We start from the raw sequence: 26169 nt of genomic DNA, 5'->3' as shown, positions 1-26169 counted from the left end.
TTTAGCTTTAACTTATAGCGAATCTTACTTTGTTTTAAATTCTGTAATCTTATCGAATGAGGCGACGATTCCTTGAATCAACGAAGAGCTTAAGCCTTGATGTTCCATTTCGTTCAGTCCCTGAATAGTGCAGCCCATGGGCGTGGTGACCCTATCAATTTCTTCTTCTGGATGATTACCGGATTCAATAAGCAAATTTGCCGCACCGTTACAGGTATGCATGGCCAGTTCTTGTGCTTCCTTAGCATCAAAGCCCAATTGTATGGCGCCCTGCGTGGTAGCCCTTATCAAGCGCATCCAGAAAGCGATACCGCTGGCACAAATAACGGTTGCCGCTTGCATCTGTGTTTCGGGAATTTCCATAGTGTGCCCCATACGGTTAAAGATGGCCTTGGCCAATTCTATTCGTTTTTTACCCATTTCATTGCTACAGATGCAGGTCATGGACTGCCCAACGGAAATAGCGGTATTCGGCATACTACGAATGATATAATGTTGGGCGCCGATGAGCTTTTCAATCTTATCGATACTGAATCCCGTAATGGCAGAAATTACCACATGGTTTTCTTCAAGCAGGTCCTTTACGTCCTCCAATATGTTGGCAAAATGACCGGGTTGCACGGCAAAAATCAGAATATCCGAATTACGTACAGCAGCTCTGTTATCTGTAGTAACAGTTACATTGCCATACTTCTCAAAATCCTGAATGTCCTTAAGATTTCTCTTCGTGAGGAACATGCTGGTAGCTCCGTTACTATTTAAAATTCCTTTGGCTATGGATAAGCCTAAATTTCCTGCTCCTATGATTGCTATTTTCATACTATAAGCCCCCTATCCCCCAAATGGGGAATTAGCAGGGGTGGTTTAAATTCAACGTGTATTTAATTATTTCTATTGACATAGTTTGTTCTTTAACTGGCTGAGTACTAATTCTCCCCCTTTGGGGGAATTAGAGGGGGCTCCCTTTCAAGTTCAGTCCTAAATCCTCTTCTAATCCAAAAATCAAGTTCATGTTCTGCACCGCTTGTCCTGATGCGCCTTTTAATAAATTATCAATGGCCGATGTAATTAACAATGTGCCTTCATGTTTGTGTAAGTGAATATGACATTGATTTGTATTTACCACTTGTTTTAAATGTATGGGCTCATCAGCTACGTGTGTGAACATGGCATTCTTATAAAAATCTTTATAAAGTAGCTGTGCATCTTCTAAACTACCATCAAAAATGGTATAAGCTGTGGCCAAGATTCCCCTAGTAAAATTCCCTCTATTGGGAAGGAAGAAAAGGTCGGACGTATTTGCTTGTAGCGATTTTAAACTTTCGTTTATTTCTCCTAAATGCTGATGGGTAAAAGGTTTGTACCAGCTTACATTGTTATTCCGCCAGCTAAAATGCGATGTAGCAGACGGACTCACACCTGCTCCAGTACTCCCCGTTACCGCATTGATGTGCACGGCATCATTTAGCTTTTTGGCTTTGGCTAGCGGTAACAGCGCTAATTGAATCGCCGTTGCAAAACAGCCCGGGTTGGCAATATAATTGGCATTTTCTATGGAAGACCTATGAAGTTCAGGGAGGCCGTAGACAAATTGTTTTCCATCAAAATTGGCATCGGCCTGTAGCCTGAAATCATTACTTAAATCGATAATCTTGGTCGACGTTGAAAATTGATTTTCTTTTAGGAATTTCGTTGAGTTTCCATGTCCAAGACAAAGAAAAACGATATCTACGTTCAGATTTACATTTCCCGTAAATTCCATTTCGGTAAGGCCCAGTAGGTCCGGGTGAGCACTTGTTATTTTCTTTCCTGCCCTAGTCGTACTAAATACAAAATCTATTTCCGTTGCCGGATGGTGCAACAGTATTCGCAAGAGTTCACCTCCTGTATATCCTGAACCGCCTATAATACCTGCTTTGATCATGTTTAGAATTTAATTGTGATGCGTTTTAGACCTCCCTTTATCCCTCCTTTATAGGAGGGAAACTAGTATAGATTTGAATTATAGATTATCGTTGACGTAGTTATATATTTTACTCGCGTTGGACTGTATTTTAATAAATCCCTTAGCCTCGTCGGCCGTCCAGCCTTTATTCATTTCACCATAGCTACCAAAAGAGGCATTCATCAAATCATGTGCCGATGAAATACCGTGTAATCTGAACTGGAACGGATACAGCCCCACAAAAACATCGCCTGAAACGGTGTTTTGCGTATCGGTTAAAAAAGCTTCTATGTTTCGCATGACAGGGTCTAAGTAATTGCCTTCGTGCAAGAGCATTCCGTAGAAATTTCCCTGTTGTTCTTTTTGAAATTGCTGCCATTTACTTAAGGTGTGTTTTTCCAATAAATGGTGTGCTTTTATAATGATAAGTGCCGCTGCAGCTTCAAAACCGACCCGACCTTTAATGCCAATTATCGTATCACCTACGTGAATATCCCTGCCAATGGCATATTTAGAAGCTATTACTTCTAACTTTTCAATATTTGCGACGGGATTGTCTTTTTGACCATCAATAGCCACCAATTCTCCTTTCTCAAAAGTGAGTTTTACTTTAGAGGGTTCTTTTTCTTGTAACTGACTTGGATAAGCAGTATCGGGCAATGGTTTTTCCGAAGTAAGTGTTTCCTCGCCGCCAACCGAGGTCCCCCATAGCCCTTTATTTATGGAGTATTTCGCTTTTTCCCATGGGTAATCCACTCCGTTTTCTTTTAAATATGCGATTTCCGCTTCACGCGATAATTTATTGTCACGAATAGGGGTGATGATGGTTATTTCTGGCGCAATAATCTGGAAAATCATATCAAAACGTACCTGGTCATTACCGGCACCAGTACTGCCGTGTGCTATATGGCTCGCACCTATTTTCTTGGCATAATTTACGATTTCAATTGCCTGTACAATTCGCTCGGCACTAACGGATAATGGATAGGTGTTATTCTTTAGGACATTCCCGAAGATGAGGTATTTCACCACCTTTTCGTAAAATGTCTTCACGGCATCGATAGATGTATAGGAAGTGGCTCCCAATTGCAATGCTTTCTCTTCGATACTTTTAATTTCTTCCGCAGAAAAGCCACCGGTATTTACACTTACCGTATGCACTTCATATTCTTTTTCCTGTGATAAATATTTTGCGCAGTAAGAAGTATCCAAACCACCACTGTATGCTAAAACTAGTTTGCTCATTTTGTTTTCTTTTTTAAGAGCAATTGCTCTTTTATGCTTTTTAGCCTTGTAAAGGCCTTACTGTTTACGTTGTCTTTTTTTACTGCAGGCTGGGCATTTGGGTCGTGCAACATTCCCGTGCAAAGGCACATTTTTTGTTCCGTCCTGGTAAGAATATCAAAATTCTTGCAGGTTTGGCAGCCTTTCCAAAACTCGGGGTCGTCCGTTAGTTCGGAGAAGGTTACCGGCTTGTAGCCCAACTCATAGTTGATTTTCATCACCGCTAAACCAGTAGTGATACCGAATATTTTGGCATCCGGAAATTTGGTTCTACTTAAATCGAAGATGCGTTGCTTAATTTTTTTCGCAAGTCCTTGACCTCTATAATCAGGATGAACGATAAGTCCGGAATTAGCAACGAATTTTTCATGCCCCCATACTTCTATATAGCAGAAACCGGCAAAAGTTTCCCCGTCCAGGGCAATGACGGCATTACCGTTCTGAAGCTTTTTCTGAATATACTCCGGAGTTCGCTTTGCGATGCCCGTACCACGCACTTTGGCAGATTCTCCAATAGTATCGGAGATGATATGGGCGTATTTAAAATGTGATTCGTTAGCAACAACTAGTTTCATTGCTATTGGCTTTTAAGAGATAAAAAATAAATATGATTGTGTTTGTGCGGAAATGGACTCACCTATTTCCATAAGTTCTATAGTACCCTTACGGGCGACGGCGAACGGGAACAAAAGAACGTACCGGAACCAAGGTCCAGTGAGAAGAAGTTATGTATGCTTTTGTTTTCATTACACTTCAAATGTACAATTAATATTGAATTATCCTAAAGCGAAGGAATAATTTTACAAAAACTTCACTTTTTGTTACGATGTGTAATGATTTCATAAATCAAATAGGCATATACCGAAAGATACTCAATGGTTAGCAACCATAAACTCTCTTTAAAATCGGTCCGGGAATAGGCAAAATAGCTCAAAACTACCACGGCAGACCATAACAAAGCGAAGCGATATGAGGTAAATATGGTTAGGGTCACCAAAAAAATCACGTACCAAGGATGCACGGTTGGCGAGATGAAATAGTACAAGGTCAATATCCACAGCATGGAAGAAAGTAATACCGTTAAGTTCTGATTCTTTCTCAGAAAAGTGAATAGCAGTACAATGGCTATCGTAAGAATTGGCGTTAGTTTACCATAAGTCTTAATCAGTTCCCATGGTTTGGCCTCAAACTGAATCGCTATTTTTTTTATACCGTTGTATAGGCCCGCATTGAATTCAAAATTAGAAAACCAGAGCCCTATGGTTTTCGAGTAATTATGTATGAATTCCGAAGAATAGAATGGCGCGAATAATACTAGGGAAGTAGCTCCTATAATCGAATAAAATAAGAGACTTTTCTTAAAATTGAAATGTTTTAAGAACAACGGTAAAAATAACAAGGGTACCAATTTCACCGATATGGAACAGGCAAGAACCACACCCGCCCATTGCCATTTGTTTACGGAAAGTAGGTACATGGCCCACACGAAGAAGAAAAGCATCGCCCCCTCAAAATGGAGGTTGCCCGTAAGCTCTATAATGACCAAGGGGTTTAAGAAATACCAAAATATAAGGTGTGGAGAGCGATTGAGATTTTTTAATAGTTTCCGCCCAAAGTAAAAAATTCCGATATCCGCCAGTATAACAATTCCACGTAAAGCGACTATTGAACCTAAAATACTCTTTCCACCAAGGATAGCGGCAATAGCAAAGAATAGTTGGTTCAAAGAGGGGTAATTGCTGAAATGCCGAGCACTTAGACTACCCATGCCGTCATATAGTTGCTGTGCATTGGCAATGACCAAATCCGATTGCCCGATAAGTGTATCGGGAACGTTTAAATATGGATTTAGGAAATTACTTACCAGTTCCCCGTCCCATATAAAACGATAGAAATCTTGGGATAAATTGGGTTCCGTAAAAAGAAAGACCAATCTGGAAAGTATACCAATGATCAATAGAAACCGAAAGTTCCATTTTTCAAACTGGATGAGCTTAAAGCAGAGAAAAAACAGTGCTGCGAAAAGCGTTACTAATTTTATGAAATCGGTTCGCTCAAGATGATAGGCAAAGGTGTAATAGAATGCAATGCTTAAAAAAGCCAACACTAGCGAAACCTTGTGAAGTTTCACATATGTAATTAAGCTATTGGACATTTTTATAGGTTGATTGTTCTGACTAATGTAGTGGTTTTTAAACGGAAAGAAAACCTATTTTATCATCATCTTGGCGAGGAGCTCCTTTGTCATTTTAGCCGCTAAGTAGGCGGTCATGTCATTCACGTCCCTGTCCGGGTTATATTCCACGATATCGGCACCCACAACTGTAGCCTCTATATTTTGGATGAGATTAATGACTTGCCGGGAAGATAGGCCACCCGGTTCATGGTGTGAAACACCCGGTGCATAGGCTGGGTCAAAACCGTCCATGTCCAATGAAATATAAAGCGGATTGTCGAATTTAGGAATCTTAGTCAGGTCTAAATTTCGCATTTCGTGAATTTCAACGCCAAACTTGGTTGCCTGTTCCGCTTGGTGCGAGTTTAAGGTTCGTATGCCCACTTGAACCAAGTTTACTGCAAAACCTTTTTCCATGATACGGGCAAAAGGGCAAGCATGGGAGTAAGGATCTCCTTCATAATCGTGATATAAATCGGCATGAGCATCTATATGTAGGATATCCAGTTTGGGATAGTGCTGATGAAAAGCCTTTATAATAGGGAAAGTAACGGAATGGTCTCCTCCAAAACTAAGTAGTTTAGCGCCCGATGCTAGGTGATTTTGGGTAATGTCTTCAATATCAAAATAATCATCAATTTTAAAATCTCCTTTATCCGTGACGCCTTCATTTTCAATGGAAATTCCATTTTCCGAATATAGGTTCATGGAGTCGGAATACAATGCCTTACGTATGAGTGTCGGTGCTTTGGCGGGACCTTGTTGAAAGGAAGATTTTTTATCCCACTCCAGCCCTTGGATATTGATTTTGGTCATGGATTTTTAACTTGATTAATGCTCAAAAGCAAGATACTAAACGATAAGCCAGATTGGCAATTCAGGTCAACAAAAAACGGACAACAATTTCTTGTCGTCCCTCTCAACAGTATATAGTTTCGGGTAAAATTTTAAGCCCTTACCGTTAACGATTTAAAGCATACAAAATCCCAAGAACGAGATAAAGTGGAGCGGAAATGCTTGCTTTTAAAGTCTTTGTAAAAAAGGCTGTTCAAGATATTTTCTTAGCCTTTATATGGCTGCAAAATTTTACCCATACTGATTGAGTAAGAAAAAAGCCTCTTAGAGCGGCTTAAATAGTATTGTGTTTTCAGGGATTAAGGACTTGCGTAACGGTTACTTTTTGGGACCAACTGTTTTTTCAGACTGAGTGCAAAGTCAATTAACGCAACAGTTGCGTTTTAGTAAAGACCAACTGCGTAAACTTTCTCGATTCTTGCACTCTAAATAAACATTATTAAATTGTTTAAATTCCAGTTTGGACTAAAAATTTATACTTACCAGTACTATAAAATCCAAGTTTGTCAATGATGTAAACATTAAAACTATCTCCTGGATTATTGTCAATTACTTGGATTTCATAATTACTCCATAAGTCGCTATTCCCTGCGGGTGTATTTGGAATTACGTTTTCAAAATCTTTTCTAAATAACTCTTCTTTGTCTTTTGAATCTTTGATGATAATTGAGAAATATTCCATGTTTGCTGCATCTATAGTAGGTCTTTCAATTAGTATGTGGATATTACCGCCAATCGCAACTTCTCTACTCACCTTTATTAATCTATCTAGTTTTTCCTGCAACCACATTTCTTTTCCAGCTGTTCTTCTTAGGTTTGCTATTGATTGTTCCAACGTTTCATAATAGATATTTGTAATAGCTGAGGCATTGTTCCTACCCTCTAATCTCGTTATTCGGTTTTGTTTAATTATTTTTTCTTTACCTATTTTCCATTTACGTTTATGAAATTCGGCATTGTAGGTTTGAGAAAATACAGTTAGACTGGTTAAAATTGTGAGTAGTGTAATAATGGTTTTCATTTTTGGTTAGATTTTATATAATAGTTGGTAAAATAAGCATAAACGTACCAGGGTACATTTATGCTTATTTTACCAACAAGATACCAAACTTAAGATTACGGCCAACAAAAAAGGATAGCGGTTTAGGCTATCCTTTATAATTTTTTTAAACGTATTTCGATTTAGGCGCGTGCCGTCAAGGATTTAAAGAATACAAAAGAGAATCCCAAAAACAACATAAAGTGAAACGGGAACAGACCAAAGTCGTTCAACGGTATGGCACTATACATCCCAAATAGGAAGTAGACCATGAGTGCAAATTCCAAAATCATATTGGGCGATAGTTTTTTAGCCAAATACTTGTTACCTTTCCAGCTCTCCGTAAGGTTATTGATGTTGAATTTTGGGGTACGTACAAACTCGCTACGCTTGCCCATATGGCCCTCTAGCACGGCAATGGAATTGTGTAACGAAAACCCTAAGGCTACAGAGAAAAAAGTGAAGAATAGTTTAATATAGTCCACAAAATTATCAAAACTACTTCCCTGAATACTTTTATAGGTAAACCAATAACAGACAAAAAGAATAATGGTACTTACGATGAAGAAGCTCGTAGCTTCAAAAACCCATCCTAAATGACCGTACATGTTCTTAATGTAGAGCATGGGAATACTCAATAAGGCCACGATAAAAACACATAGGAACATGGAACTGTTCAATAAGTGCATAACCCCGTGAAACTTTGTTTTAAAAGGAATGTTCTTCGCGGTTATAACGCTCCAAACCGTTTTTCTAAAGTTCTCCGCACCGCCTTTGTTCCAACGGAACTGTTGCGAACGTGCCGCGCTGATCACGACAGGAAGTTCTGCCGGAGTTTCTACGTCCTCTAAATATTTGAATTTCCAATTTTTTAACTGTGCGCGGTAGCTCAAATCCAGGTCTTCCGTTAAGGTATCACCTTCCCAGTTACCCGCATCTATAATACAGTCTTTTCTCCAGATACCTGCGGTACCGTTAAAATTGATGAAGTGCCCTTTGGCATTACGCCCTACTTGTTCTAGGGTAAAGTGGGCATCCAAAGCAAAAGCCTGAATCCTCGTTAGGGTAGAGTACTCTCTGTTGATATGACCCCAGCGTGTTTGTACCACCCCTATTTCTTCGTCCTTAAAGTACACTACCGTTTTCTTTAGCCAATCTGCCGATGGAAGAAAATCTGCATCGAATATGGCAATAAAATCCCCTTTCGCTATTTTTAGACCTTCCTTTAAAGCACCTGCTTTAAAACCTGTTCTATTTTCTCGGCGTATATGCTGAATGTCCAGCCCGGTTTCCTTTAACGCCTTAATGCTTTTTGCCGTGTCGATAACGGAGTCATCCGTGGAATCGTCCAACACCTGAATTTCCAATTTACTTTTTGGGTATTCTATTTTTGCGATGTTCTCTAAAAGTCGTTCCATGACATATTCCTCGTTGTAAACGGGAAGCTGTATGGTCACGAAGGGAATTTCCTTTGGATCTAGTAAGTTGTATTTGGGAGCGGTCTGGTTTTGTCTTTTCTGACTTAAATAATTCACCAAAAGATTCAGTTGAGCTAGGCTATAAAAGAAAATCAATAGCAGCGAAATACTGTAAATTGCAATAATGATGTAAGAAATAGTAAGTCCCATATTATTTTATACTGTATTTAAAAATCCAACCCAATATTTTAATGCCCGCAAATATACTACCTTTTACAGTTCCGGACACCTTTGAAACACCAATTCTTTTCTTGTAACGTACTGGTACTTCGGTATATGTCATTTTTTTTCGCAAAACTTTCAATTGCATTTCTACAGTCCACCCATAGGTCTTGTCTTGCATTTCCAATTCCTTGAGCTTTTCGTATTTAATGGCCCTAAAAGGACCTAAATCCGTAAAATTTGCCCTAAAGAACAGGCGCATCAGAAATGTGGCCAACCAGTTGCCAAAAACCTGTTGCGGTGTCATAGATCCTTCTTCTCGCAATTTTTTTCTTCTTGCCCCGACTACAAAATCGATATCATCTTCCAAAATTGGGGCCACTACCTTATCCAACTCTTCAGGATAATCAGAATAGTCTCCATCAATAAATACGATGATATCCGGTTGTTTGGACTGTTGTGCAACATAATCAAGTCCACGGAGGCATGCATAACCATACCCTTTTTGTTCTTCCGTAAGTACCGTTGCTCCAGCGTTTTGTGCATTTTGGATGGTATGGTCCGTAGAATTGTTGTTCACAACAATAATTTCAGCTACGGATTCAGGAAGCTCGTTAATTACTTTGGCAATAGAATCTGCTTCATTAAAGGCGGGGATAATTACTTTAATTTGGGTCATTACTTTAAATCGGATAAACTGTTCTCTTTGGTAAAAGCGCCAAAGCTAGTCCATTCCTTGATTTTTTTTCCATTGCTATATTTTTCGGCAGAAGTAAGCTTCTCATCGCTATATTTAAGACAGTACCCATTTTTTATACCTTTGCTCAACTGGCATTTGTGATTAATACGCCCTTTACTGTCATAAAATAACCACCAATTCACTTTTTCGCCATTTTGGTAGTGCCCCTCTTGGGTACGTACCCGGTATTCGTCGAAAAAATACCAATAACTATCTCTCTTGCCATATTTATAACTTCCTTGCTCGGCAATTCTTCCATTTTCATGATAGAATTTCCAATAATCTGTGGGAACGTTATAGCGCAACCACCCTTCCGAAGCTAATTTTCCGTTAGGGTGATAGGTTTTACTATAGGTTTTATCCTGTGCGTAGGAAGAACAAACGACCAATAAAAAAACTACAACAATGAATGATTTAGGGGACATAGCACTATTTTTTATTTACCAATTCCATCAAATCGGGGTCATTTCCTAACAGAACTTGCGTTGGATTAATACGACCTTCTTCCGGACCGTTTTCCAGTTTTAGTACACCACGTGGACATACGGCCGAACAAACTCCACAGCCTACACAACTAGAACGGACTATATTCTCGCCCTTTTGCGCATAGGCCCTTACATCTATGCCCTGTTCGCAGTAGGTAGAACAATTACCACAGGAAATACACTGACCACCATTCGTAGTAATTCTGAAACGTGATTTAAAACGTTGTACAAAGCCTAAATAAGCAGCTAAAGGGCAACCGAATCTACACCACACCCTATTTCCAAAAATAGGATAGAAGCCCGTACCGATTACACCGGCGAACACGGAACCTATCAACAAGCTGTAAGTATTTTGTACTCCCGATGTTTTGAAGCCCAACACGGTGCCCGTTTCTGAAAAGAAGCTGTACAGGGTCATTCCCGTCATGACCAAGGCGAATAACAATACACTGTGAATCAACCAACGTTCCACTTTCCAAGAAAATAAAGATTTGCTAGAGTGCTGTCTATATGGGTCGCCCAGGGTTTCTGCCAGTCCACCACAGCCACATACCCATGAGCAGTACCATCTTTTTCCAAAAAAGTATACCATTACGGGAACAATGACCAGGGTAAGGATAATACCCCAGAATAAAATGAACATACCAATTCCGCCGCTATTGATGAGCGATTTTAGGTTCCACTGAAAGAAGAAATCATAATCTAGCGGGAAGGCATTTTTAAAATCATAATACGGCATTTGAAGTCTTACCATGATTTCAGGAATTAAAAAGGCGAATACAATCTGAAAAAATAGTACAGAGGTCGTCCGAACTATTTGGTAGATGTTATGACGGTACTTAATGTACATGCGCACGGCCATAACGGTCATAACAACACAATACATAAAACCGTATACAAACCAATGTCCCGCAGGTTTACCGCTAAGGCTTTCACTGATCGGGTCTACCAGATAGGTCCAGTTTACCGCATATTCCGAGCGGAAGTAAAGAATAAGGTAGAAACCTACGAGAAAGATAAACACCAACCACGCAACCCAACCTTTGTTTGTGCTGCTCTCATGGTAGATACCATCGTTCTTAATTCCTTTTTGACCCAATAGTACCACATTGGGGAGTATAAAGAGTAAAGCTCCTATAATTCCTAATCCAAAAGTAAGGAACCACATTAATCCCTTGTTCTCTACAATGAAACCGCTACCCGCTTTTTTTCCAAGTTGGGCAGCCATGTCATGGGGTTTGGTGTAAATGACCTTTTTGTATTCTTTGTTCTTGCGGTGTTGCGCATTTGCTTTTTCTAAGGCATCAGTGATTATAGGTGCAAAGGCCAACATGCCATCAAAGGATTGATTGACAACATTTTTTTCTAAATCCGAAATGAACAAATCGCTTTTTATGCCTTTTTCGTTTACGAATTCACTAAAATCGGTACTTGATATCTTGTAGGTTCCTATTACAGGTAATACGGTAAAAATTGCCAATCCAATCAAAAAAATGACAAGCCCTATATTTTTTATTGTTTTCATTCTTTCGATGGGTTAAGCGTTACTGAAAATTCGTTTCCAACTTTTCTTTTTTGGGTTTATACCGGTTCCAAATTCCGAGTTGTATTTGGCCACTATCTCACCCTCGTATTGTTTGTAGAATTCAGGATCAAAATTCGCATCCTTTAAATACTCCATAACATAATCCACGCTCCTTTCTTCGGTAAGCCATTTGTCAAAAATCTCGTGGCGCATGCGTATCCCAAATGTATTTATACCTAAGAATAATTTAGACTCTTTATGGAAGGCTACGGTAATGCAAATTTTTTCTTTGCTATGGCGCCAATGGAAGTGTTGTTCGTACTCCTTCATTCCCCGTTCGCTAAATACCCAACCATAGGTTTGGTACTCCACATCTAGAAATTTGGCAGAATTGAACCAATGTCCCGGTTTGTATTCCGTTGGATTACCGCACAGTGTTTGCGCTAAAGTTTCGCCCATCATCCTTCCTGTATACCAAACTGCCTCTATTGGTCTTCTGTTGCCAATAGCCTCGTGCTGTTCGGCACAATCTCCGATAGCATAAACGTTTTTGGCACTGGTTTCCAGCAAACGGTTCACCTTTACACCACGTCCTAATTCAATATCGGATTCCTTTAAGAAGTCTATATTAGGAGAAACTCCCGCCGTTAAGCCTACTACATTACAGGCAATGGTATCTCCTTTGTCCGTTACCACCGCTTTTGCCCTTCCATTTTCGTCGGACAAAATTTCAACAAGATTAGTGCCGAGGCGTAAATCTATGTGATGTTCCTGTATGTGTTCGTTGATCAGGGCAGATTCACCTGAAGGTAGTACGCCGTTCCAGAAGCTGTCTTCTCGTACCAAGAAAGTTACGGGTATTTTACGGCTGCGGAGCATCTCTGCCATCTCTATGCCTATGAGTCCACCACCAACGATGACGGCTCTTTTGCAGGTTTCTTTGTCTGGAGCGAATTTTTCAAGATTATCCAAATCCTGTTTGGAGTAAAGTCCTTGTACGCCTGCTAAATCCTGACCTGGCCATCCAAATTTATTCGGTTTAGAACCTGTGGCGATAACCAATTTATCATAATCAATAGCGGTACCATCTGCCAGTTCTATCTTATTTGCACCGGTATGTACGTGCTTTACATAACCTTTAACCAGCTCAATTCTATTCTTTTTCCAGAACCAATTTTCGTAAGGTTGGGTGTGCTCAAATTTCATATGCCCCATATAGATATACATGAGAGCCGTACGGGAGAAAAAATAGTCCGTTTCGGCAGATATGATAGTAATTTTTTTGTCGGAGAGTTTTCTAATGTGGCGCGCTACGCTTACCCCTGAAATACCGTTGCCGATAATAACAATATGTTCCATAAATTGGTTTTGTTGGTTGTTGTGTCGTGCCTAAAGATAATAACTTAACAAAGGATCTTTATTTAGAAAGATTATAAATTTTAGGACGGGGGATTATTTAACAGGTATTCCTGAACTCGATAAATTAGGCAGCTTAGACGAAGTAAATACAGTTGATATATATTAAGGTAACGATTCTTTAAACTCTTAAAATATTCATAAAAAACTGATAGTACTGTAGGGTTGTTAAAATAGTTTCGACCTAGTGGAAAATGCTAATCAATTTATAAAACAACTAAAATGAAAAATACAATAACCATCCTAAGTATAAGCCTATTTTTCTTGGCCGGTGTCAACGCCCAAGATTTAAATAGCTACTTCGCCAGCACAGATAGTTTCTTAAAAGAACATGTTAAGAACGGTCGTGTAAATTATAAAGCAATAAAAAACAATCCTGATGCCCTGGCGTCACTTTTAGCTAATGCAAAGAAAATTTCTGTCTCTAAGACCGATGCAAAGAATTACCAAGCTTTTTGGATAAACACCTACAATTTGTTGGTCATAGATGGTATTGTAAGAAACCATCCATTAAAATCTCCCTTGGACGTCAACGGGTTCTTTGAAAAGAAAAAACATGAGGTAGGTGGGGAGAATATAACACTTAACGATATTGAAAATAAATTGCTCAGGGCCAATTTTCCTACCGAAGCCAGATTTCACTTTGTGCTCGTTTGCGCAGGTTTGGGTTGTCCACCAATAATTAATTCGGCATACCAACCGTCAACGCTTGATGCGCAGTTGCAAAAGCAGACAGTAAAGGCGCTAAATGATAATAACTTTATCCGTGTGAACAAGAACAAGGTTCAAGTTTCTCAAATATTTGAATGGTATAAAGGTGATTTTGAGCAAAATGGCTCGGATTTGGTAGACTTTATCAATGCCTACAGAACAGAGCAACTTCCGGACAAGAGTAGAGTGTCCTATTATCCATACGATTGGACCTTGAACGAGGTCAAATAAAACAATAAATAACAACTTAAATAACTAGTAATGAAATCATTAAAAAGAAATTTATTTCTTGCAGGAACTCTATTGGCTTTTTTTAACGGAGTTTCGCAAGACAGTTTACAGCAAAAAAGTAATATTCAACAGTACACACCCTCTAAATTAATAGGTAAAGGTCAAGTTGATATCAAATGGTTCAACAACCTTTACACACAAACGGAAAGTACATTTACCGATGGTGAGGAGCCTAGACAATCATTTTTTACTTCTACCTTTGAATTCTATACCGGAGTAGGACGTAATAACAGGGTAAATCTGGGTTTTATCGCGAGGTTGCGTTCTAACGTAATCAGTTCACAGAATGATGAAAGGGGCGCTTTAGATGTCTTTAGCTTCAGTGGTGACGACAATTCCCGTTCAGGTCTAACGGCTTTTGCCCCATCTATTAAGTTTGTGCCTTTTGCTTCTGTCAGTAATTTTTCAATTCAAAGTTCACTCTTTATACCATTGATAGATAATGAAACTGAAAATGGCGTATTCTTGGAGCAGAACGGTTTTGTTTGGCAGAATCGCTTATTTTACGATTACACCTTTCCCGGAAACAAATGGCAATTATTTACAGAATTGACAACAGAGCTTAATTTTGGAGACCAAGATGAAAGCTTTGCAAATAATAGCTTAAATATAAATCCGGGGGTATTTATCAGTTATTTCCCAAGTTCTAAATTCACGGTTCTTGCTTTGGTCCAACATTCTCAACGTTTAGATCTAGGAAATGATTTTGCTCAAGATTTTACCGCTGTCGGCGGAGGTGCTAAATACCAATTGACCAAAGCATTGAATGTGGAAGTTTTATACACCAATTTTGTAAGAGGAAGTAATACAGGTCTTGGAGAAACCTTTAACATAGGATTACGAGGTATTTTTTAAAAGAACCCCTTAAAAAAACTAAATTAGGAGTCGTAATATTCTAACATGAGAAAATTAGGACTCCTTTTCATTTGCTTTATTCAATTCTCCTGCACCAGTGATGCTCAGGAGAAAATAAACGGGGTAAGCTTCGTTGCTTCCAGGGATAAGGCAACTCAGGCACAAGTAAACGAGGTGCTTAATATCCATGCCAACAGTGCCGCCGTGATGCCCTTCGGTTTTATGCGGGAAATTGCAAGTCCCGAAATTATTTTCGATACGGATAGGCAATGGTTCGGAGAAACCAGTGAAGGTGCCAAGCAGTACATAGCGCTCTTACAAAAGAACGGAATAACGGTAATGTTAAAACCTCAAATTTGGGTGTGGAGGGGAGAGTTTACGGGTACCATAATGATGGAAACTGAAGAAAATTGGAAGAAATTGGAAAACTCTTACGATAAGTTCATTTTGAATTATGCGGCCTTGGCTGAAGAAACATCGGTGCCTATTCTTTGTATAGGTACGGAACTGGAAAAATTTGTTGAGAGTAGACCGGATTATTGGTTGCAGTTGATAAAGAAAATACGAGCTATCTACAACGGTAAGTTAACCTATGCAGCCAATTGGGACGAATATAAAAGAACGCCGTTTTGGAAAGAACTGGATTATATAGGGATTGATGCCTATTTTCCCCTGTCAGATGCAAAGACCCCAACAATTAAAGAGTTGCAGCAAGGGTGGAAACCATGGAAAGAGAAAATATCGGAGGTATCCTTGGCCAATGATAAGCAAGTGCTTTTTACGGAGTTTGGTTACCGCAGTATGGATTACACTGCCAAAAAACCTTGGATGGTAGACAATAATGAAGACAACGTAAACTTGGTGGCTCAAGCAAATGCAAAAGAGGCCATTTTCAATGAATTTTGGTCAGAAGATTGGTTCGCCGGTGGGTATGTGTGGAAATGGTTCATAAAACATGAAACATCCGGTGGCGCATTGGATAACCGGTTTACTCCACAGAACAAACCGGCGCAAGAGGTCATTGGAGATTATTATAAAACCTTTAAAAATTGAAAAGAATTCTTGCATTAGGTATTGGTTTATTGCTATCCTGTTCGGACGATTTACCAGAAGACAGTTACCTATCTTCCTTTATCGGCACTAAAGAAATTGTTGTGGATAATGTTATAGCCTGTGCGGCAAGTAATCCGAATGACGATTTGGTAAGCGTTTTTCTATATCCTAGACCGGGCGTAACCAACATTCAATACTTTGAAGCGATTGATGAGGGTATAGAGAAAACGGATTTTGACGCATATCAAATAAAGGTTTCACCGTTATTGGATGTTTTCAATGGTTTTTTACAGAAGTTTGAAGTTGCGATTGATTAAGAAAAATGGGTAATTGTGAGTTTTGAGGAAGATGGAAAAATACATTTATCCAATCCTATCCGAATAAAGAACAAAAGAAAACCTACGGAGTATATTGCTACCAATGTAAGTGTGGAGTCTAATACAATAAATCCTTTGATTAGCTGGGAAGACGGACTTTACGACGATACCAAGATATATTTTCAAGTGATTACGGACGCTAATAATAATCTCATTTCCGGAACCTACACCTTTGATAGATTCTTTAGATTTTATGAATTGGACAATGTGGTGCTGAATATTACACCTAGAACACCGGACAGTCTGCAGCCTTGTCTCACCTATGGTATTACACTATTAGCCATAAGTGAGGATAATTGGGTGAATCTATTTTCCACAAGAAATTTTACACCCTAATTACATTCGGTTAGCGCTGTGATACTTTTCAAGGAACTAAGCCCTATTTTTGTAATCTAGCCATAGTTCAATGATTACCAGATATGTAATATATTTTCTGTTGTTTCTTTGTCCGTTTCTGAACGCACAGGAAGGAATAGTGCAGGATATAAAAATCCAAGGGACGAAAAGAACAAAACCTTCTTTTGTCAAAAATGTGGTAGAATTAAGAGAGGGGATGATTTTGGACTCCACACTCCTCGAGAAAGACATGACCCGTCTCAAAAGGCTTCCCTCCATATCGCATGCATACTATCAAGTTTTTCCTGCTGTTGGAGGCAATTATAGCGTTACTTACGGCATAGAAGAAAACTTTACACTCATACCTTTTGCTAATCTCTTCAGTTCCGCGAATGACGATTTTGCCTTTAGGGTAGGGCTCCAAGAGTTCAATCTTTTTGGTAGGAACGTCACCTTGGGAGGCTTTTATCAATATGATATTTTTAATTCTTACGGACTAAGCTTTAGGGCGCCCTATCTGTTCAGTAATAAGTTTGGCTTAGCGCTCAATTACAATAGTTTTACCACACAGGAACCTGTATTTTTTGATAACGATACGGCGGATTACCGCTACAATAACGAGGGTTTTGAAGTTTTAGGGCTTTATGAAGTTAATTTTAAAAACAGATTGGAGTTGGGTATAAGTTTCTTTACGGAAGATTATGATTACCTGTTCGGTGCCACTAGTCCTGGAGTCCCACAAGAGCTATCCGTAGATAAACATCTTTTTAAGCTTATTTATAATTTTGATAATGTCAACTACCATTATCAATACCTCTCCGGTTTCAAGAGCAGTCTAAATCTTCAGTATGTTGGGAGTACGGATAACAATCTCCCTGATTTTTGGATTGGCTTTAATGATTTTTCCTACTACCACCGCGTTGGTGAAAAGGGCAATTGGGCAAGCCGTCTTCGCCTAGGTCTTGCCAGTAACGTAGATACCCCATTTGCGCCCTTCACGGTAGATAATAATTTGAATATTAGAGGAGTCGGGAACACAATTGACAGAGGTACGGGGGCCATTGTCTTAAATACGGAATATAGACATACGTTGATAGATAAAGATTGGTTTGTTTTGCAGAGTAATGTCTTTATCGATGGCGGCTCTTGGCGAAATCCAGGTGGGGATTTCGGGGATTTTAGTGACAATCAAAATATTAGGATTTATCCAGGGGCAGGACTACGTTTTATGCACAAAAGAATTTTCAATGCCATCTTTAGGATTGATTATGGATATGGTATTACAAAAGACGCAGATAGAGGTATTGTTTTTGGCATAGGGCAGTATTTTTAATGATATTTGTTACTGGAACACGAAACCATTACCATGCGATTTAAACTATTTCTATTTATCATAGCATTATTTGCTTTTAATGGTCTTTCCGGTCAAGTAAGAATCGATACCGTTATAGCAAAAAAAGGAGACGGTATCTTTTCTATATTAAGAAACGCCGGTATGGATCCCGCTACACATTACGAAGAATTCTACAAGTTAAACGAGAAACATATTCGCAATGGCAGTGAATTGATCAACGGTAAAAAATACCTCTTGCCGGATGCTCCGGATTCTTTTAAAAATAGGGGCACTAGAATAGTTGTTAATGAGCAGATAGAAAAGCCTATTTTCGATAAGGAGCTATCCAAATTGGCAGTTAAGGATAGCACCTTGAAACATTCGGTTTATTACATTATGTATTCACCTAATTTAAGCGATGGGGATATTTCGGAGCGCTCTAATAATTTCATTATTCAAATGGCCAAAGAGTTGTTGGTAAGGAGTGCTAAAGTTTATATTTTGGAAGGTGCATCAAGCACAGATAATCCTAGAAAGGAGGCCGCAGATAAAGATTTTGGTTTATTGGAGTTAGGGGAGTATTCCGGGGTCATAAATAAGAAGTATTTAATGAATAACGGGAGTTATCAACGCGTACTAGTACTACAAGAATTGAACGGAAGTGCTAGGAATTACGCCGTTAATGTGAGTCATTATAGTTCAAGTAAGGAGGGTCTTGCACTGGCCGGTAATTTGCAAAAGAGTATCAGAAAGTATGCTGCGAAGAGAACGGACGTAAAAAAAGGTATCTCCATCTTTGATGATGAGATTGGTATTTACCTTGCTAAGAACATCTTAGCCCCAGTGACAATACTTTCATTGGATAGCGGAAAAAAAGCCCTTGAAAAGGGTATTGAGGTAAAAGCAGGGAAAACCTGTTTGGCCAAGATGATTATGGAAGGTATAGCTAAGGATTATGCTCAGAATAGCAGTGGTGGTTAATGTAAATCTTGTTCCTTTTAGTGCGGCATGAACTTTGTTTAATGTAGTTACAATGAAAACGTTTTACATCGGTATTTTCCTGCTCCTTTCTGGCAATCTACTTGCTCAGGATTCCTTGAAGACCGTTACCGCGGAAAAAGGGGATGGGGTCTTGTCCTTGCTAAGAAAACAAGGAATAAATCCGTACGAGGCGTACGAATCGTTTATTCAGCTGAATATAGACAACTTAAGGGATAGCGTTCACTTATATGAAGGGCGAGATTACCTTGTTCCAAGAGTAGTTTTGGACACGGTACCTGTCGTAGATTCCATACAGGAACAGACCAAGAAAATAAAAGAAATTGAAGCAATGACCGTTTCCATTTTTGGAGAAAAACACGAAAAAGTGTTATCCAAAAGCGAAAGGCTCAAAGGAGCGGTCTATTATTTGGTTTCCGGACATGGTGGCCCAGACCCTGGCGCTATGGCCGTATATAAAGGAAAATCTATTTCTGAAGATGAGTACGCCTATGACATTACGTTACGGTTGGCCAAAGAGTTAATGGCCCATGGCGCTCAGGTTTATATTATTATTAGAGATGAGAATGATGGTATACGGGATGAGCGTATTTTGGAAATAGATAGAGATGAGGTTGCTTATCCTGATAAAAAGATTCCCTTAAACCAAGTAGCGCGTTTAAAACAGCGGGTAGAAATCATCAATAAGCTTTACAAAAAGAATAAGGGCAAATACCAACGCCTAATTGTCACTCACATAGATAGTAGAAGTCAAGGTCAAAATATCGATGTCTTTTTCTATCATCACGAGAAAAGTAAGAACGGTAAAAAATTGGCGGAAAATATTCATCGGACTTTTCAAAAGAAGTATAAAAAATATCAACCTAACCGAACCTATTCGGGTACATTTGAAGATAGAACTTCCCTGTATTTGGTAAAGAAAACACATCCGGCAATGACGTTCATAGAAATAGGGAATATCAAGAACAAGAAAGACCAGAAAAGAATTTTGGTACCGGATAATAGGCAGGCATTGGCAAAATGGATTTCCGAGGGCGTGCTACAAGACTTTGAACAAGAGTAACTTTTATAGGGCGATGTGTTTTACGTAATACCGATGGAGCGTATCTGGTCCTGCGCCGAAGAAATGTTTTAGATGTATCATTCCAAAATGCCATTGTAAGGCCAATACGCCCTTTTTGTCATATCTTCTAGAAGAAGTGGTCACGGTGTTGTTAAGCACTTTAAAATCAGCCATTTTATAGATTCTTCTAATGAATTCGTTGTCCTCATATATTCTATAGGACTCGTTAAATCCATTGGCTTTTTCAAATAAGGTTTTGAGGATGAATAGCGATTGGTCTCCACCACGACATATCTGTGTATTTAAGCGCGTAAACCAAGCAAAAATATCTAAAAATAGGTGGGTAGTATCAAATTTCATACGAAAACAACCTACTTTAAAACCTTCGGTATAGGCGTGCAAAATTTCTAGGTCAAAATCTTTGGGCGGTAAGGTATCTACATGTAAAAAATACAAGATATCACCAGTGGCAATCGCTGCTCCGACGTTCATCTGTAAAGCTCTCCCTTTTGAGGTTGAAATTACTCTGGCGCCCGCTTCCGTGGCTTCTTTTACGGTAGTATCTTCACTACCTCCATCAATGACCAGTACTTCCTTTACCTGGTTTGAAGAGGCATTATTTTTAATACTCAGCAGCACTTTTTTTATATAATCCTCTTCATTAAGAACTGGGATTATAATACTGATCTGTGGGAATTTTATGGTCATTTAAAACAAACTGATTGTGCTAGTAGTGGTACAAACAGTACTAACCTTACAGTTGTTTTATCAATTCGCTGAATAATTTTACCATTTTTGGTTCTGTCTCGCCGGCAATGGCAATAATCTCCCCGATATCCACGGGTTTCAGATTATCAGGGTCACATTCATCGGTCAATACGGAGACCGCTACAATGGGCAGTCCCAAGTGATTGGCTACGATTACTTCCGGAACGGTACTCATGCCCACGGCATCCGAACCTAAAATTTTAAGCATCCGATACTCCGCCTTTGTCTCTAACTGAGGTCCCACAACCGATGCGTAGACACCTTTCTTTAAGGATATGTTATGTGTAACGGCGATATTTTCCAATTTTTCGCGCATTTCCAAATCATAAGGCTCCGACATGTCTGTAAAACGTTCCCCGAACTCCGCTACGTTCTTAAATGCTAGGGGCGAACCACCTTGCAGGTTAATGTGATCTTCAATGAGCATAATATCTCCCTTTTTAAAATCCAGGTTAATTGCCCCAGCAGCATTGGAAATGAAAAGTTTTTTAATACCCAGCATATGCATCACGCGTATGGGATAGGTAATATCCAGAAAATCATAACCCTCGTATAAATGAAAGCGACCTTGCATTACCACCACTTTTTTACCTTCAATGGTGCCAAAAACCAGTTTGCCGGTATGAAACTCAACGGTGGCCAATGGAAAAAAGGGGATATGGTTGTAATGCGCCTCTATAGGCTCCTGAATCTCATCTACTAGCCTGCCTAATCCAGTTCCCAATACAATTCCAAATTCTGGGGCATCAAAACCCTTGTTAATAAGATAATCAACGGATTCCTGTAATTGTTTCTTAGTCATTTTTCATATGTTTTAAATACGGCTCAAAAGCCTTAATGTCTTTAATATCTTCATAATGGTCTACATCGTTCTTTTCTGAAAGCAATTGTAAACGCTCTTCCTTTAAATCCTTCAAGGTAGCCTCCAAAACGGTTTCCGTTCCCCAATCCTTAGCATTAAAAAGCGTATCTTTATATTTCTTCATTCCCAGAAGATAGTAGCCACCATCCAATGCGGGCCCTACGACGTAATCGTTTTTTTCTAAAGCTTTAAAGGCTTTTTCAAGATCCTGTTGGTTAAGGTCGTGCATGTCACTTCCAATAATAATTATCCGGTCAAACCCTTTTTCGAATCCGTCTTTAAATGCGTTCGCCATGCGTTCGCCTAAAGTGGCTCCCTCTTGTAATTTTTTATCAAAAATAGTAGGTTCCCAAATATCATTTTCCCAGATTTCCTCGGAATAATAAACCGCCTTGGTAGCATAAAGGTTTTTAGTAATGCTCGCCGTATGTCCTAAAAGAAATTTGTAGATTTCCAGAGCGGTATGATCACCTACCTTAGCTGCAAGTCTTGTTTTGCATTTTCCTAGCTCCGGATTTCGCGTGAATATGAGCAGGAGATTTTTTGAATTAACGAGATGAAAATCAACGGTTTTTTCATCTTTCACTTCTTTTTTAGTTTGTAGTATTCCCAAAAATAACTGGTATTTATAGTTTTTTAAATCGATTTACTCTTTGGTCTTGTCATAGACCTTGATGCCTTTGGTCAATAATTTCCCCCAATGCTTACTAAAAGCGTGAACGCTATCGGTCTTTTGATTGTTGAGATTATAAACGGGACGACCCGTATTTTTCCAATCAAAAATACCTCCGTAGAGATTCTTTACGTTGCGGTAGCCCATATCCATAAGTTTTTCGCCTATATTTTCTGAACGTACCCCAATGGAACAGTAGACAACGATAGTAGCTTCCTTGTACAGTATTTTAGAACGCACCCTATCTTCGTCAAATTCTTTGTGACCTACCCAAATGGCATTTTTTAAATGGCTCACCTCGTATTCCTCTTTTTTGCGCGTATCTAAAAGTATGGTTCCCTTGGCAGATGCTAGATCGTTGGTATAGATGTAGGGAACCGACTCCTTATTGAATTTTTTCAGTGTTCGGTCCAGCTTATACTGCGACCAAATGCTGTGGCCAAACAATAAAATAGAAAGGAACGTAAGAAAAGGTTTCATTAAATCGCTACTTTAGTTTTGTAAAGGTACTATTTTAGAGGTGCTTTACCATCAGTGCAAAAGCCAAATAAATGTATAAATAATGAAAATTAAGTACATCAATATTCTAGTTCTTATACTTCCGCTGGTAATTTTTTCCTGTAAGGATAATACTGATAAGCCTTTGAAAAATGAGGTGTCAAAGAAAGAATCCTACTATACGGAAGCGTATCGCCCGCAGTACCATTTTACGCCAGAGGAAAAATGGATGAACGATCCAAATGGACTCGTTTACCAAGACGGCACCTATCATTTGTTCTATCAGCACTATCCCGATAGTACGGTTTGGGGGCCTATGCATTGGGGCCATGCCGTGAGCAAGGATATGATGCATTGGAAGCACAAGTCCATAGCCTTATTTCCGGACGACAATGGCCTAATATTTTCCGGTAGTGCCGTAGTGGACGTGAATAATACTTCGGGTTTCGGAACTGTGGACAACCCGCCTTTAGTGGCCATTTTCACCTATCATTTAATGGCGGGAGAAAAAGCGGGCAGAAAAGATTTTCAGACACAGGGCATTGCCTATAGCTTGGATAATGGTGATAGTTGGACCAAGTACGAGGGTAATCCTGTAATAGGTAATGACGGCATCAAGGATTTTAGGGACCCTAAGGTATTCTGGAACGAGGGATTGCAATTGTGGACAATGCTTTTGGTGGCCGGGGACCATATGCAGGTTTGGAATTCGCCCGACCTAAAAAAATGGAACCAGGTGAGCGAATTTGGAAAGGATAAAGGAGCGCATGGCGAAGTTTGGGAATGTCCGGACATGTTTCCTTTAAAAGTAGAAGGGTCGGCAGAGGAAAAATGGGTGTTGTTGATCAGCATCAATCCAGGTGCTCCGAACGGAGGAAGCGGAACGCAATATTTTGTGGGCGACTTTGATGGAGAGACCTTTACGACTGATCAAGTAGCAACCAAATGGGTAGATTTGGGTAGGGATAATTACGCCGGTGTAACGTACAACAACACCCCGAATAACGAACGTATTTTTATAGGTTGGATGAGCAACTGGGACTACGCTCGCGATACCCCTACCGAAAAATGGCGTAGTGCTATGACGGTGCCAAGAAAATTGTCCTTGCAAAAGAACAACGATGTCTACGAGCTTATAAATTATCCGTTGGCAGCCTTGGACACCATCGTGGAAAAAGGCTCAAAAGAAGTAGATTTCACGGTAGGTCCGAGCCAAACGGAAACGATGGAGTTACAGCAGAACAACCAGTCGGAGATCCACTTTAATACTTCTGCAAGAGCGTTTCAAATGCGTCTAAAAAATAAGCTAGGGGATAGCGTGGTAATTACCCTAAATGGTGCTGACGGTAAAATAACGTTTGACCGCACCGCATCTGGTGTAAAGGATTTTGCCGCTAATTTTGCCTTAGGTCTCCAGACCATGTCCGTTCCTAATTTACCCGAGGGTGAGGTGGAGTTTAGGATACTGTTGGATAAATCTTCTATTGAGCTTTTTGTAAACAAAGGGCAGTACGTAATGACGAACCAAATATTTCCTAGAGATTCTTTTACGATTTTGAAGGTGAAGAACCTATCAACGGATAGCTTACGGTTAAATAGCCTTAGCGAAAATAAGGTGAAGCGAATATGGGATTAGTTGTTAAAAATTGATAGAAAATAAGGGATAATTATCGGGATGGGTGATTCTAAGATACTACATGGAAGAAAGATTTAACAAATTTGAGGATATTCCACTGGCTCTAGAGGATAATATTAATATGTTCGTTCCTAATGAGGCAATAGTCATTTACGAAGGAAACTTTAAGCTCAGGATTTCTGAAAACACCATACCAATTCAAGCTTCTGGTATTATTGAAATACGTTGGCAGCCTACAATAGTGTGTCGGTTTGAATGTACTTATGAGAAATCTAGTTCTTTTAGATTTCTTGATTTCATAAGTGCTAAGGATGTAGAGTTGATATTAAATCCGCAGATTGCTTTTAAGGTTTACCTCGTTCGTTCATCATCAGAAGATAACTTTTTAAGGGGAGAATTTGTTGAAATGCCTTTTTTTGGTAATTCTTTAGAAGAAGTAGAATATGTTTCTTTTTCAATACCCAATTTAAGAGGTTTTCTGGGAAGTAAGATTAAGAGAGACAATGAGCATGGGGTTATTTTTCCAAGAGAGAGAATAGTATTTTCAAATAACAGGTTTGAAATAATACTTGAAATGAGATTTAAATATGCTGAGCATGTCAAGGCGCTTAATAATGAGGGTGGCCATCTTTTGCTGTATAATGGAACTATAAGGAAAAAAACTCAAAGCCATAAATTAAATGTCGAGGAACTTAATGGGCAGATTCGCTGCTTAAACTTTTTCTTATCTTTCGTGAATGGGCGAAGAATTTGTGCTATGTTTTTCAACGGGAAATTAAATGATGACTCTGTTTGGTCAAGTTTTAAGTATAATGGCACGGAAAATTTTTCTACGAGACATTTTAGGTGGGCGATACCAAATATTAAATTACTAGACCTACAGACTCTTTACACGAATTTTTATGACATTTGGAGGTCAGGAAGTGATAAGAACTTTTTAATTTTTGCAGTTAAATGGTATAACGAGGCGAACATGAATGAGGTTTCGGCTGATACAAGACTCATTATGGCACAGACGACCTTGGAATTAATATATAATTGGTGGATAATTGAAAAGCACAAGCTAATTTCTATAAAAGATGCTAATAATTTGAAAGCAGAGAATAGGATAAGACTAGTGCTCGCGCAAATGGGTATGTCTTATGATATTCCAGAGGAATTTCAAGGGCTAAACCGTTTAAGAAAAAAAAGTACAGTTGAAGATGGGCCTCACTCGATAGTATATTTACGGAATTCCTTGGTTCATTCTAATACGTCGAAAATGAATAATATTAACAACCTCGATAAGCACGTACGAGCTGAGGTGGTCATGTTAGCCAATTGGTATATTGAACTGGCATTACTTAAAATATTAGATTATAATGGGACTTATAATCGTCGAATGATGGGACCTAAGCAGGTGCCATGGGCTACAAAGAGATAGAGGGCACCAATGCTAATGTCAAGATTTTTAAATCGCCTAACTGTACATCAACCGCACAGCTAAAAACAAAAAATCCTCACTATTGCGAGGATAAATTTTGGTGCCTCCAGCCCCGACACTTCGGGGGAACCAAGGCTATTGTTTTTTTAAAATGGTCGTAAACAAAAAATCCCCGCTATTGCGAGGA

At 39.2% G+C, this 26169-nt stretch carries 26 protein-coding genes; 10 read left to right on the top strand and 16 right to left on the bottom strand.

The genetic code is table 11. From position 1 onward, the window contains the following. Nucleotides 1–24: 24 nt before the first annotated feature. From proC to BFP77_RS13700, 12 genes are all read right to left on the bottom strand, one after another. Complete coding sequence (gene proC / locus BFP77_RS13755; protein ID WP_099574601.1) at nucleotides 25–819, bottom strand: pyrroline-5-carboxylate reductase; 795 nt, start codon at nucleotides 817–819, stop codon at nucleotides 25–27. A gap of 130 nt (nucleotides 820–949) precedes the next feature. Continuing rightward, nucleotides 950–1924, bottom strand: coding sequence for an N-acetyl-gamma-glutamyl-phosphate reductase (argC, locus tag BFP77_RS13750; protein ID WP_099574600.1), 975 nt, complete (start codon nucleotides 1922–1924; stop codon nucleotides 950–952). Nucleotides 1925–2002: 78 nt separating this feature from the next. Further along, nucleotides 2003–3190, bottom strand: a complete 1188-nt coding sequence (gene argG, locus BFP77_RS13745) for an argininosuccinate synthase (RefSeq protein ID WP_099574599.1) — start codon at nucleotides 3188–3190, stop codon at nucleotides 2003–2005. Then, on the bottom strand, nucleotides 3187–3804 hold the full coding sequence (locus BFP77_RS13740) for a GNAT family N-acetyltransferase (protein ID WP_099574598.1): 618 nt from the start codon (nucleotides 3802–3804) through the stop codon (nucleotides 3187–3189). The genes argG and BFP77_RS13740 overlap by 4 nt, the downstream gene beginning before the upstream one ends. A gap of 236 nt (nucleotides 3805–4040) precedes the next feature. Beyond that, nucleotides 4041–5384, bottom strand: coding sequence for a mannosyltransferase (locus BFP77_RS13735; RefSeq protein ID WP_099574597.1), 1344 nt, complete (start codon nucleotides 5382–5384; stop codon nucleotides 4041–4043). A gap of 54 nt (nucleotides 5385–5438) precedes the next feature. Continuing rightward, entirely contained in the window at nucleotides 5439–6221 is a 783-nt protein-coding gene (gene speB, locus BFP77_RS13730) for an agmatinase (protein ID WP_099574596.1), read from the bottom strand. 487 nt (nucleotides 6222–6708) lie between these two features. Further along, nucleotides 6709–7281, bottom strand: a complete 573-nt coding sequence (locus BFP77_RS13725; protein ID WP_099574595.1) for a hypothetical protein — start codon at nucleotides 7279–7281, stop codon at nucleotides 6709–6711. A gap of 161 nt (nucleotides 7282–7442) precedes the next feature. Next, on the bottom strand, nucleotides 7443–8927 hold the full coding sequence (locus BFP77_RS13720) for a cellulose synthase family protein (protein ID WP_099574594.1): 1485 nt from the start codon (nucleotides 8925–8927) through the stop codon (nucleotides 7443–7445). Between the two features lies 1 nt (nucleotide 8928). After that, nucleotides 8929–9618: a glycosyltransferase family 2 protein gene (locus tag BFP77_RS13715; protein WP_099574593.1), complete on the bottom strand. Its 690-nt coding sequence runs from the start codon at nucleotides 9616–9618 to the stop codon at nucleotides 8929–8931. Continuing rightward, a complete protein-coding gene (locus BFP77_RS13710) occupies nucleotides 9618–10103 on the bottom strand; it encodes a toxin-antitoxin system YwqK family antitoxin (protein ID WP_099574592.1) in 486 nt (161 codons plus the stop codon). Before BFP77_RS13710 ends, BFP77_RS13715 begins: the two co-directional genes overlap by 1 nt. Before the next feature lie 4 nt (nucleotides 10104–10107). Further along, nucleotides 10108–11688 (bottom strand): 4Fe-4S binding protein, encoded by a 1581-nt coding sequence (locus BFP77_RS13705; RefSeq protein ID WP_099574591.1) that lies wholly within the window; start codon nucleotides 11686–11688, stop codon nucleotides 10108–10110. Nucleotides 11689–11700: 12 nt separating this feature from the next. Continuing rightward, entirely contained in the window at nucleotides 11701–13047 is a 1347-nt protein-coding gene (locus BFP77_RS13700) for an NAD(P)/FAD-dependent oxidoreductase (protein WP_099574590.1), read from the bottom strand. 279 nt (nucleotides 13048–13326) lie between these two features. Between BFP77_RS13700 and BFP77_RS13695 the strand changes: the two genes are divergently transcribed. From BFP77_RS13695 to BFP77_RS13660, 8 genes are all read left to right on the top strand, one after another. Then, complete coding sequence (locus BFP77_RS13695) at nucleotides 13327–14046, top strand: DUF547 domain-containing protein (protein ID WP_099574589.1); 720 nt, start codon at nucleotides 13327–13329, stop codon at nucleotides 14044–14046. A gap of 30 nt (nucleotides 14047–14076) precedes the next feature. Continuing rightward, entirely contained in the window at nucleotides 14077–14961 is an 885-nt protein-coding gene (locus BFP77_RS13690) for a hypothetical protein (protein ID WP_099574588.1), read from the top strand. A 45-nt stretch (nucleotides 14962–15006) separates the two neighbouring features. Next, complete coding sequence (locus BFP77_RS13685; protein WP_099574587.1) at nucleotides 15007–16014, top strand: glycoside hydrolase family 113; 1008 nt, start codon at nucleotides 15007–15009, stop codon at nucleotides 16012–16014. Next, nucleotides 16011–16331 (top strand): hypothetical protein, encoded by a 321-nt coding sequence (locus BFP77_RS13680; protein WP_099574586.1) that lies wholly within the window; start codon nucleotides 16011–16013, stop codon nucleotides 16329–16331. The genes BFP77_RS13685 and BFP77_RS13680 overlap by 4 nt, the downstream gene beginning before the upstream one ends. 15 nt (nucleotides 16332–16346) lie before the next feature. After that, the gene (locus BFP77_RS13675; RefSeq protein ID WP_099574585.1) at nucleotides 16347–16727 is read left to right on the top strand and encodes a hypothetical protein; all 381 of its coding nucleotides are present in this window, start codon (nucleotides 16347–16349) and stop codon (nucleotides 16725–16727) included. Between the two features lie 70 nt (nucleotides 16728–16797). Next, nucleotides 16798–18060: a POTRA domain-containing protein gene (locus BFP77_RS13670; RefSeq protein ID WP_099574584.1), complete on the top strand. Its 1263-nt coding sequence runs from the start codon at nucleotides 16798–16800 to the stop codon at nucleotides 18058–18060. A gap of 33 nt (nucleotides 18061–18093) precedes the next feature. After that, nucleotides 18094–19041 carry a hypothetical protein gene (locus BFP77_RS13665; protein WP_143751909.1) on the top strand — a complete coding sequence of 316 codons (948 nt, stop codon included), beginning with the start codon at nucleotides 18094–18096 and terminating at the stop codon, nucleotides 19039–19041. A gap of 52 nt (nucleotides 19042–19093) precedes the next feature. Continuing rightward, entirely contained in the window at nucleotides 19094–20122 is a 1029-nt protein-coding gene (locus tag BFP77_RS13660) for an N-acetylmuramoyl-L-alanine amidase family protein (RefSeq protein ID WP_099574582.1), read from the top strand. Nucleotides 20123–20125: 3 nt separating this feature from the next. On the opposite strand, the gene BFP77_RS13655 is transcribed toward BFP77_RS13660, so the two are convergent. The 4 genes from BFP77_RS13655 to BFP77_RS13640 are packed head-to-tail and all read right to left on the bottom strand — an operon-like array spanning nucleotide 20126 to nucleotide 22905. After that, the gene (locus BFP77_RS13655; protein WP_099574581.1) at nucleotides 20126–20830 is read right to left on the bottom strand and encodes a TIGR04283 family arsenosugar biosynthesis glycosyltransferase; all 705 of its coding nucleotides are present in this window, start codon (nucleotides 20828–20830) and stop codon (nucleotides 20126–20128) included. A 46-nt stretch (nucleotides 20831–20876) separates the two neighbouring features. Continuing rightward, nucleotides 20877–21692 carry a purine-nucleoside phosphorylase gene (locus BFP77_RS13650; RefSeq protein ID WP_099574580.1) on the bottom strand — a complete coding sequence of 272 codons (816 nt, stop codon included), beginning with the start codon at nucleotides 21690–21692 and terminating at the stop codon, nucleotides 20877–20879. Then, complete coding sequence (locus BFP77_RS13645; protein WP_373604839.1) at nucleotides 21685–22359, bottom strand: TIGR04282 family arsenosugar biosynthesis glycosyltransferase; 675 nt, start codon at nucleotides 22357–22359, stop codon at nucleotides 21685–21687. The genes BFP77_RS13650 and BFP77_RS13645 overlap by 8 nt, the downstream gene beginning before the upstream one ends. A gap of 39 nt (nucleotides 22360–22398) precedes the next feature. Beyond that, a complete protein-coding gene (locus tag BFP77_RS13640) occupies nucleotides 22399–22905 on the bottom strand; it encodes a rhodanese-like domain-containing protein (RefSeq protein WP_099574578.1) in 507 nt (168 codons plus the stop codon). 82 nt (nucleotides 22906–22987) lie between these two features. Between BFP77_RS13640 and BFP77_RS13635 the strand changes: the two genes are divergently transcribed. Both BFP77_RS13635 and BFP77_RS13630 read left to right on the top strand, forming a co-directional pair. After that, a complete protein-coding gene (locus BFP77_RS13635; RefSeq protein WP_180272362.1) occupies nucleotides 22988–24559 on the top strand; it encodes a glycoside hydrolase family 32 protein in 1572 nt (523 codons plus the stop codon). Between the two features lie 61 nt (nucleotides 24560–24620). Then, on the top strand, nucleotides 24621–25982 hold the full coding sequence (locus BFP77_RS13630) for a hypothetical protein (RefSeq protein ID WP_099574577.1): 1362 nt from the start codon (nucleotides 24621–24623) through the stop codon (nucleotides 25980–25982). Nucleotides 25983–26169: the final 187 nt, after the last annotated feature.

This window comes from Maribacter sp. 4U21 (assembly GCF_002742365.1).
GTDB lineage: Bacteria > Bacteroidota > Bacteroidia > Flavobacteriales > Flavobacteriaceae > Maribacter.
Note: the sequence above shows the minus strand (reverse complement) of the source record. Positions and strands in the feature narration are given on the sequence as shown.

Bases quoted from the DNA above. Each gene is read 5' to 3' on its own strand.
- BFP77_RS13705 (WP_099574591.1), bottom strand. From the start codon at position 11,688: ATGAAAACAATAAAAAATATAGGGCTTGTCATTTTTTTGATTGGATTG.
- speB (WP_099574596.1), bottom strand. From the start codon at position 6,221: ATGACCAAAATCAATATCCAAGGGCTGGAGTGGGATAAAAAATCTTCC.
- BFP77_RS13740 (WP_099574598.1), bottom strand. From the start codon at position 3,804: ATGAAACTAGTTGTTGCTAACGAATCACATTTTAAATACGCCCATATC.
- BFP77_RS13700 (WP_099574590.1), bottom strand. From the start codon at position 13,047: ATGGAACATATTGTTATTATCGGCAACGGTATTTCAGGGGTAAGCGTA.
- BFP77_RS13630 (WP_099574577.1), top strand. From the start codon at position 24,621: ATGGAAGAAAGATTTAACAAATTTGAGGATATTCCACTGGCTCTAGAG.
- argG (WP_099574599.1), bottom strand. From the start codon at position 3,190: ATGAGCAAACTAGTTTTAGCATACAGTGGTGGTTTGGATACTTCTTAC.
- BFP77_RS13665 (WP_143751909.1), top strand. From the start codon at position 18,094: ATGCGATTTAAACTATTTCTATTTATCATAGCATTATTTGCTTTTAAT.
- BFP77_RS13655 (WP_099574581.1), bottom strand. From the start codon at position 20,830: ATGACCATAAAATTCCCACAGATCAGTATTATAATCCCAGTTCTTAAT.
- BFP77_RS13650 (WP_099574580.1), bottom strand. From the start codon at position 21,692: ATGACTAAGAAACAATTACAGGAATCCGTTGATTATCTTATTAACAAG.
- BFP77_RS13725 (WP_099574595.1), bottom strand. From the start codon at position 7,281: ATGAAAACCATTATTACACTACTCACAATTTTAACCAGTCTAACTGTA.
- argC (WP_099574600.1), bottom strand. From the start codon at position 1,924: ATGATCAAAGCAGGTATTATAGGCGGTTCAGGATATACAGGAGGTGAA.
- BFP77_RS13715 (WP_099574593.1), bottom strand. From the start codon at position 9,618: ATGACCCAAATTAAAGTAATTATCCCCGCCTTTAATGAAGCAGATTCT.
- BFP77_RS13670 (WP_099574584.1), top strand. From the start codon at position 16,798: ATGATTACCAGATATGTAATATATTTTCTGTTGTTTCTTTGTCCGTTT.
- BFP77_RS13635 (WP_180272362.1), top strand. From the start codon at position 22,988: ATGAAAATTAAGTACATCAATATTCTAGTTCTTATACTTCCGCTGGTA.
- BFP77_RS13695 (WP_099574589.1), top strand. From the start codon at position 13,327: ATGAAAAATACAATAACCATCCTAAGTATAAGCCTATTTTTCTTGGCC.
- BFP77_RS13690 (WP_099574588.1), top strand. From the start codon at position 14,077: ATGAAATCATTAAAAAGAAATTTATTTCTTGCAGGAACTCTATTGGCT.
- BFP77_RS13720 (WP_099574594.1), bottom strand. From the start codon at position 8,927: ATGGGACTTACTATTTCTTACATCATTATTGCAATTTACAGTATTTCG.
- proC (WP_099574601.1), bottom strand. From the start codon at position 819: ATGAAAATAGCAATCATAGGAGCAGGAAATTTAGGCTTATCCATAGCC.
- BFP77_RS13685 (WP_099574587.1), top strand. From the start codon at position 15,007: ATGAGAAAATTAGGACTCCTTTTCATTTGCTTTATTCAATTCTCCTGC.
- BFP77_RS13735 (WP_099574597.1), bottom strand. From the start codon at position 5,384: ATGTCCAATAGCTTAATTACATATGTGAAACTTCACAAGGTTTCGCTA.
- BFP77_RS13640 (WP_099574578.1), bottom strand. From the start codon at position 22,905: ATGAAACCTTTTCTTACGTTCCTTTCTATTTTATTGTTTGGCCACAGC.
- BFP77_RS13710 (WP_099574592.1), bottom strand. From the start codon at position 10,103: ATGTCCCCTAAATCATTCATTGTTGTAGTTTTTTTATTGGTCGTTTGT.
- BFP77_RS13660 (WP_099574582.1), top strand. From the start codon at position 19,094: ATGAAAACGTTTTACATCGGTATTTTCCTGCTCCTTTCTGGCAATCTA.